Raw genomic sequence first — 7,773 nt, 5'->3', positions numbered from 1 at the left:
CAGCAGTCGAAGGAGAGCATGATGACCACTCAGATCTATCGACGGTTCGATCCTTGGCGCACCTCCCCCGTCCAGGAGAAAGCCCGCAAGCAAATTATGGACAGCCACTACTTCAGCGTCGACAGGGTCACCTTTGAATCCAGCGACAATCAGACCTTCGACCGCAGCATCGTCAGCGAGAAGCATGGAGACACCATCGCCGTCCTGGCCATCACCGACGACGGACGGATACCACTGGTCGAGCAGTACCGTCTGCCCACCCACCGCTGGACCCTTGAATTGCCGGCCGGCCATCCGCTCAACGACAAGGAAGCTCCCATCGATGTAGCCACCAGACGACTGCGCGAGGAAGCCGGATACAAGGCTACCTCCTTTAACCAGTTCGCGAGGTTCATCAACACCCCCAGCTTCTCCACTCAGCACACTACCCTCTTCTATGCCGAGGGCCTGACCCCGGTCCAGCCTGCCAGCCTGGCACCGGAGACCCCGCACCAGAATGTGCGACTCTTCACCGTGGACGAGGCCTACGACATGGTGATCGCAGGAACCATACTGGATGCAAAAACCACCATCGCCATCCTGCGGGCGAAAATCGGACTGTCGGACCTGCACTGAGGCAGGAACCCCCGCATGACGAACCGGTGGCCTCTCCCCTACCTTGGCGGGCGGGGGAAAGACCACCGGTTTCTTGCTCTATCAATACCGAATGAACCTGACGGCCACCCGCCTGGCTGACTCAGTCGACAGCCAGGCAGCATGCCGGAGAATCAGTCGTTGGCGCCAACCGTGTGCACGTAGATGCAGTCGGTGTTTCCTGGCTCATACTCGCCCTGGGCGCTGCTCAGCACCACCAGGCAATCGCCGTCGGAGACCTTGTCCTGCTTCTTCAGAGTGGCGTCCACGAAGGCCATGAGGCTTGCACGGTTGAAGTCGTGGTAATCCTGCTCGCACATGAATGCCTCGGTGCCCCAGCTCAGTGCCAGCCAATGATAAGTGTGCTCATCGGTGGTCAGCGCATAGATGGGGGCGGCCGGACGCTCACGGGAGACGCGGTGCACGGTGTTGCCGGTCTGAGTGAAGGCCACGATGGCCTTGGCATTGATCTTGTCGGCCAGGTCCACAGCTGCGGAGGAGACGGCACCGGAGTTGGACATGTCCAGGTTGTGCATATCCGGGATGCGGTCGAAGCCGTGGGTGGTGGCGTACTCGGAGATCCGGGCCATGGTAGAGACCGTGGTGTCGGGGTAGTCGCCCACGGCGGTCTCGTTGGAGGTCATGGTGGCGTCGGCGCCGTCCAGCACGGCGTTGGCGCAGTCGGAGGCCTCGGCACGGCTGGGGATGGGCGAATGAACCATTGAGCCCAGGACCTCGGTGGCGACGATGACCGGCTTGGCGTACTGACGGGCCAGCTCGATGCAACGCTTGGTCACCAGGGGGACCTGCTCGAAGGGCATCTCCACGGCCATGTCACCGCGGGCAACCATGATGCCGTCGAAGGCCTTGACGATCTCCTCCAGGTTCTCAACGGCCTGGGGCTTCTCGATCTTGGCCACGATGGGGATGCGGCGACCCTCCTCGTCCATGATCTCATGGGCGCGATCGATGTCGGTGGCGAAACGGACGAAGGACATGGCGATGATGTCGGCACCGGTGCGGATGCCCCAGCGCAGGTCCTCCTCGTCCTTGGGGGTGAGTGCCGGCAGGCTCACGGCCACACCGGGCAGGTTGATGCCCTTGTGGGAGGAGACCGGGCCGGCCACGACCACCTTGGTGTGGACCTGGTTGCCCGCGACCTTGGTGACCTCCAGACGGACCTTGCCGTCATCGATCAGGATGGGATCGCCGGGGTGGCAGTCCCCGGGCAGACCCTTGAAGGTGGTGGAGGTCATGTGCTCGTCACCCTCGACATCGTCGGTGGTGATGGTGAACTCCTGGCCCTCCTTGAGGATGACCTTGTCTTCGCCCTGCTCGTTCTTCTTGAACCAACCGCAACGAATCTTGGGACCCTGCAGATCGACCAGGGCCGCCACGTTGCGCCCAGTCTCCTTGCTGGCCTGACGCACGTTGTTGTAAACCTTGAGGTGATCTTCGGGGGTGCCATGGGACCGGTTGAGCCTGGCCACATCCATGCCGGCCTTGACCAGCTTGGTGATGTTCTCAAGCGACTCCGAAGCCGGCCCGATGGTATCGACGATCTTGGCTTTGCGCATATGCTACCTGCCTGTTCTTTTTCTTACTTACTGTTCCATTGTACAGACTCAGCCTGCTGTGGACCAGTATTTCCCGTTAGCGCTAACAACCCTTGCGGCTCAGGGCTTCCTTACTGCTTTACTCACTGTGGAGCGGTTTGGGAGGACTGATGGCGGCTTTTTTAAGCACTGAAGCCAGGGCCGCGGTGCCCACGGCCAGAACAATGACCAGCAGGGATGCCCAGGTCGGTATCTCCGGCACGGCAGTCAGGGGCTGTCCGCCGTTGATGAAGGGCAGCGTGTTGCCGTGCAGAGCCTCCATGATCAGCTTGACCCCGATGAAGGCCAGGACCACAGCCAGCCCCAGGGGCAGATACTCCAGCTTGTCCAGCAGGGATCCCAACAGGAAGTAAAGCTGCTGAAGGCCCAGCAGGGCGAAGACGTTGGAGGTGAAGACGATGAAGGGGTCCTTGGTCAGTCCGAAGATGGCCGGAATGGAGTCAAAGGCGAACATGACATCGGTGGTGCCGATGGCCAGGAAGACCACCAGCATGGGCGTGAAGTAGCGCTTGCCCTCGAAGGTGGTCCGCAGGTGCTCACCGTCATAGTGGCTGGTGATGGGGATGACCCGGCGCAGGACCCTGATAAGCCCGTTCTCGTGGTACTCCTCCTGCTTGCCTCGGCTGGAGACCATGTTCCAGGCGGTGTAGAGCAGGAAGAAGCCGAAGATGAAGAAGATCCAGGTGAAGCGGGTGATCAGCGCCGTTCCGGCCAGGATGAAGACGCCGCGCAGCAGCAGCGCGATGGTGATGCCGACGCTGAGCACATAACGCTGAAGCCGCAGGGGCACGGCGAAATTGCCCATGATGATGACGAAGACAAAGAGGTTGTCGATGCTGAGCGAGTACTCGGTCAGCCAGCCCGAGTAGAACTCGATGGCCGGCTTGGATCCGGCCACCTTCCAGATCAGTGCCCCGAAAATCAAGGCCATGACCACGAAGAAGCCGATGTGCCTCACGCATTCGCCGGTCGAGGGCACATGTGGCCGCCGCCCGATCACCAGAAGATCAACCACGAAGAAAACGGCCAGCACAACCAGGCTCACAACCATGAACGGCAGAGGTGTCTCGGACATATCACCTGACTCTAGCGGCAAGATATGACGTGCTCATCTGCCCCTCTGCATGTCAGAACATCCTCACAGAGAGCGGTCAGCGGATCGGGCCTGTGATGCTCTTGGCATCACAGGCCCTAAGCATGGCCGGGGCAGGCCACTGGTCAAGAGCTCCGGACCAAGGAGCAAACTTACTTTTTGGCCTCGGTCATCTGTCTCAGCTCCTTCTTCAGATCCTTGATTTCGTCGCGCAGGCGGGCTGCGAGCTCGAACTGCAGCTGTTGCGCAGCCGTGTGCATCTGGTCGCTCAGCTGACGGATCAGGTCGGCGAGGTCCTGCGCCGGCAGACCGGCCTGGAGGATCTCCTGATGCCGCTTGTCGGCCTCCTCCTTGTCGTAGAGGGGCACGCCCAGGTGGGAATTGCCGGCCTTGTTGGCGTTGCGGTAGCCGCCCGCCAGCAGGGTCTGTGTGTCCACATCCTCCTTGGCCAGCATGTCGTTGACGTCGCTGATCTTCTTGATCAACGGCTTGGGATCCACGCCGTGTTCCTTGTTGTAGGCGATCTGCTTGGCTCGGCGACGGTTGGTCTCGCTGATGGCTTTGTCCATGGAGTCAGTGACCTCGTCGGCGTACATGATGACCTTGCCGGACACATTTCTGGCGGCACGGCCGATGGTCTGGATCAGTGAGCGATAGGAGCGCAGGAAGCCCTCCTTGTCCGCATCCAGAATGGCCACCAGGGAGACCTCGGGCAGGTCTAGCCCCTCACGCAAGAGGTTGATGCCCACGATGACGTCGATCTTGCCCTCGCGCAGTTCGCGTAGGAGTTCCACCCTCCTCAGGGTGTCTACGTCAGAGTGCAGGTATTCCACCTTGATGTCGCGCTCAAGCAGATAGTCGGTCAGGTCCTCTGCCATCTTCTTGGTCAGCGTGGTCACCAAGACCCGCTCATGACGATCCACCCGGGTCTTGATCTCGTCCAGAAGGTCGTCCACCTGGCCCTTGACAGGCCTTACCTCCACCTCGGGATCCAGCAGACCGGTGGGCCGTATGACCTGCTCTACTACCCCGTCAGACAGGCCCATCTCATAGTCGCCCGGTGTTGCTGACAAGTAGACGGTCTGGCCCACCTTGTCCAGAAACTCGGGCCACTTCAGCGGGCGGTTGTCCATAGCCGAGGGCAGACGGAAGCCGTGCTCCACCAGGGTCCGCTTGCGGCTGGCATCCCCCTCATACATGGCTCCGATCTGGGGGACGGTCACATGGGACTCATCAATGACCAGCAGGAAGTCGTCAGGAAAGAAGTCCAGCAGGGTGTGGGGAGGTGTCCCAGGTTCGCGCCCGTCGAAGTGACGGGAGTAGTTCTCCACTCCGGAGCAAGTGCCGATCTGGGTGAGCATCTCCAGGTCGTAGGTGGTGCGCATGGTCAGCCTCTGGGCCTCCAGCTCCTTGCCCTGCTTGCGCAGCTGGCCCACACGCCAGTCCAGCTCCTCCTTGATGGTCTTCAGGGCGCGCTCCATCCGCTCGGGACCGGCCACATAGTGGGATGCGGGGAAGATGTGCACGGAGCTCTCATGGGCAATCTCGTCCCCGGTCAGCGGGTGCAGAGTGGAGATGCGATCGATCTCGTCACCAAAGAATTCGATGCGGACGGCCAGCTCCTCATAGACGGGGATGATCTCGACCGTGTCGCCGCGCACGCGGAAGGTACCTCGGGTGAAGGCGATGTCGTTGCGCTTGTACTGCATGTCCACGAACTTGCGCAGTAGGTCATCCCGGTTGATCCGGTCCCCCTCGTGCAGGAAGAGCATGCGTCCGGCATACTCCTCGGGCGTGCCCAAGCCGTAGATGCAGGAGACGGTAGCCACCACCACGCAGTCGCGCCTGGTCAGCAGGTTGGCCGTGGCGGCGTGCCGGAGCCGCTCCACGTCGTCGTTGATGTTCGAGTCCTTCTCGATATAGGTATCCGTCTGGGGGATGTAGGCCTCAGGCTGGTAGTAGTCGTAATAGGAGACGAAATAGGAGACCGCATTGTCGGGCATGAGCTCCCTGAACTCGGCGCAGAGCTGGGCTGCCAGGGTCTTGTTGGGCTCCAGAATCAGAGTGGGCCGCTGCAGACGCTCGATCAGCCAGGCTGTGGTCGCGGTCTTGCCGGTGCCGGTGGCGCCCATGAGCACCACATCGTTCTCGCCATTCTCGATCCGCGTAGCCAGCTCCTCAATGGCCTCTGGCTGGTCGCCGGAGGGCTTGTAGGGAGACTTGACCACGAAGGGCTTATTGGTCCGCTCAATGTTGAACCCCATGAAACTCCCTTCCAGGATGCGTCATTCGCCAAGGCCGTCAGTCACGGTGCGAGGATCCCTTGGCCAAGGCCTTCAATTCTTTATATATTCTATCAACAGACTCGAACATTTGTTCGATAGGCTGGGACCCGTTCACCAGCAGGTCGGCCTGAGCGCGTCGCGCACTGCTGTTGGCCTGAGAGCCGATGCGCTCAACAGCCTGACTCGTGGTCATATGCCGCTGATTCACCATGCGCGTAATCCTCACCTGGCTGGGGGCCTCTACCAGCAGAACCTTGTTGAAATGAAAAGGAATGGCAGAGCGCACCTCGGTCAGCAAAGGCACCTCATGGACCACCACCTCGGAACCTTCCAGCCAGGGCTGCTCGGCCTTGGCGGCCAGGTCATAGACCAGCGGATGAATGATCTCGTCCAGGTCCTTGCGGTCCCAGTCAGCCGTCGGCCCTCCGAAGACCCGTGCAGCCAGGGCTGACCTGTCCACTCCCCCATGGCCGTCCCCGCAGTCTGCTCCGAATCGCTCCAGGACCGGCCCGACACCAGGTCCGCCCGGAGCGATGACCTCATGGGAGAGCCTGTCGTAGTCGATGACCCTGGCCCCGTCCTGAGCCAGCCGAGCCGCCACCGTGCTCTTGCCGGCCGCTATCCCGCCGGTCAATCCCACACGTATCATCCCGACCTCCCACATATACCCACATATACCTTATGGCGGCAGATACAAATGGAGGGGCCCGACCGAGGCCGGACCCCTCCATTCACTACTTAATGCTCACTTCTTTTCCTTGAGCAGCTGCTCGCGCAGGGCGGCCAGCTGGTCGTCGGAGGCCAAGGTGCCCTCGGAGCTGGACTCCGAGCTGTAGTTGGTAGTCTCCTCGGAGCTCTGACGGTGGGAGTGAGAACCGGCGGCAGGCGCCTGGGAGGACCGGCTGTCCTCGGCGGCCGAAGCCTCGGCGTTCTCCAGCTCCTTGGCCACGAAGGCCTTGTGCTGCTCCCAGAGGTCGTGGGCAGCCGCATACTGGGACTCCCACTCCTCCCGCTGCTTCTCGTAGCCGGCGATCCACTCGTTGGTCTCGGGGTCGAAGCCCTCGGGGTACTTGTAGTTGCCGTCCTCGTCGTACTCGGCAGGCATGCCGTAGATGGCCGGATCGAAGTCCTCGGAGGTCGGATCGACGGAGTCATCGGCCTGCTTGAGGGACAGGGAGATACGGCGGCGATCCAGGTCGACGTCGATGACCTTGACGAAGATCTCCTCGCCCTGCTTGACGACGGTCTCGGGGTTCTCCACGTGGCGGTTGGCCAGCTCGGAGATGTGGACCAGGCCCTCGATACCGTCCTCGACGGAGACGAAGACGCCGAACTGCACAATCTTGGTGACCTTGCCCTTGACGATCTGTCCGGGCACATGGGTCCGGGCAAAGCGCTGCCAAGGATCTTCCTGGGTGGCCTTGAGGGACAGCGAGATGCGCTCGCGGTCCATATCGACATCCAGCACCTCGACGGTGACCTTGTCGCCCACCTTGACAACCTCACTGGGGTGATCGATGTGCTTCCAGGAGAGCTCGGAGACGTGGATCAGGCCGTCCACGCCGCCCAGGTCGACGAAGGCGCCGAAGTTGACGATGGAGCTGACCGTGCCCTCGCGGATCTGGCCCTTCTTGAGCTGGGCCATGAAGGTCTCGCGCACCTCGGACTGGGTCTCCTCCAGGTACTGGCGGCGGGAGAGGACCACGTTGTTGCGGTTCTTGTCCAGCTCCAGGATCTTGGCCTTGATCTTCTGCCCGATGTAGGGAGACAGGTCGCGCACGCGACGCATCTCGACCAAGGATGCGGGCAGGAAGCCACGCAGGCCGATGTCAACGATGAGTCCGCCCTTGACGGCCTCGATGACGGTGCCCTCGACGACCCCGTCAGCCTCCTTGATCTTCTCGATGTCGCCCCAGGCACGCTCGTACTGAGCACGCTTCTTGGACAGGATCAGACGACCTTCCTTGTCCTCCTTGGTGACGACCAGAGCCTCGATGGTGTCACCGACCTGGACCACGTCGTCGGGATCGACATCCTTCTTGATGGAAAGCTCGCGGGAGGGAATCACACCCTCGGTCTTGTAGCCGATGTCCAGCAGAACCTCGTCATGGTCGATCTTAACGACCGTCCCCTCGACCAGATCCCC

6 protein-coding genes are annotated in these 7,773 nt (G+C 61.6%); 1 reads left to right on the top strand and 5 read right to left on the bottom strand.

The window, feature by feature from the left end:
• The first annotated feature begins 21 nt into the window (after window positions 1-21).
• Entirely contained in the window at window positions 22-615 is a 594-nt protein-coding gene (locus tag AC0AP0_RS06650; RefSeq protein WP_490429812.1) for an NUDIX domain-containing protein, read from the top strand.
• A gap of 152 nt (window positions 616-767) precedes the next feature.
• Here the strand turns inward: AC0AP0_RS06650 and pyk are convergent, their stop codons facing one another.
• From pyk to rpsA, 5 genes are all read right to left on the bottom strand, one after another.
• Window positions 768-2,210 carry a pyruvate kinase gene (gene pyk / locus AC0AP0_RS06645; protein WP_490429811.1) on the bottom strand — a complete coding sequence of 481 codons (1,443 nt, stop codon included), beginning with the start codon at window positions 2,208-2,210 and terminating at the stop codon, window positions 768-770.
• A 118-nt stretch (window positions 2,211-2,328) separates the two neighbouring features.
• Entirely contained in the window at window positions 2,329-3,324 is a 996-nt protein-coding gene (locus tag AC0AP0_RS06640) for a TerC/Alx family metal homeostasis membrane protein (protein ID WP_490429810.1), read from the bottom strand.
• A 170-nt stretch (window positions 3,325-3,494) separates the two neighbouring features.
• Window positions 3,495-5,606 carry an excinuclease ABC subunit UvrB gene (gene uvrB / locus AC0AP0_RS06635; protein ID WP_445342739.1) on the bottom strand — a complete coding sequence of 704 codons (2,112 nt, stop codon included), beginning with the start codon at window positions 5,604-5,606 and terminating at the stop codon, window positions 3,495-3,497.
• Between the two features lie 37 nt (window positions 5,607-5,643).
• Window positions 5,644-6,291, bottom strand: a complete 648-nt coding sequence (gene coaE, locus AC0AP0_RS06630) for a dephospho-CoA kinase (protein ID WP_445342740.1) — start codon at window positions 6,289-6,291, stop codon at window positions 5,644-5,646.
• 81 nt (window positions 6,292-6,372) lie between these two features.
• On the bottom strand, window positions 6,373-7,773 hold a 1,401-nt coding region (rpsA, locus tag AC0AP0_RS06625), incomplete at its 5' end, for a 30S ribosomal protein S1 (protein ID WP_490429809.1).

The organism is Bifidobacterium sp. POST2/T3 (B1), from assembly GCF_058197115.1.
The sequence above is the reverse complement of the archived record's forward strand: the minus strand, read 5'-3'. Positions and strand labels throughout refer to the sequence as shown.